Raw genomic sequence first — 562 nt, forward strand, 5'->3', positions numbered from 1 at the left:
TTCCTTGAAGGTGTTCTGCAGACCGGTGAGAAAATCTTTGCTGACCCTGGGCGACCAGCCCGAGCGAAGGGTATGGCCGGTTTGCTGCGCCATGAAGCTCAGGAACAGGGCCAAATCCCGCCTTTGCTTCTTTTGTGAGCGAGGCGAGGTGGTCACCTGGGTGGCGAAATAGATCGCCGCCCAGCGGTGCAGATCCTCCTCTGATGCGGTGAGCAGCAGCGGTATATTCTTAGGTGTAGCTGTTTGTACCGCTTTTTCGTCCATGATGAGTATCTCCAGCCTGGGTTTCATGACATATCACTGCACCTTGGTAGCAGTTTAATTGGCTGGTTCATCGTGCGCAGCTCAAAGTGGTACCAAAAAAATTTCTGCAGCTGCTCCGGATGTCAATTATTGATTCATCAACTCAAAGGCTCGGCCATTTTATCCAAACATGCCGGTCCGTTGTTTTTCACACTATTAACCCTGCTGCTCACCGGATACGTTTCTATCCACGAGTCCGGACACGGCTTGAGCATCGACAGCACCCTGTCTTGATCTGTACCTGGATCCAGCCAGGCCA

The 562-nt window shown here is 52.3% G+C and carries 1 protein-coding gene; it reads right to left on the reverse strand.

Going from position 1 to position 562, the window contains the following annotated elements:
* Nucleotides 1-291, reverse strand: a 291-nt coding sequence (locus ACYQ8U_RS23170) for a hypothetical protein (protein ID WP_459947923.1), incomplete at its 3' end; no start/stop codon positions are given.
* Between the last annotated feature and the right edge of the window lie 271 nt (nucleotides 292-562).

The organism is Desulfocastanea catecholica (genome assembly GCF_054657295.1).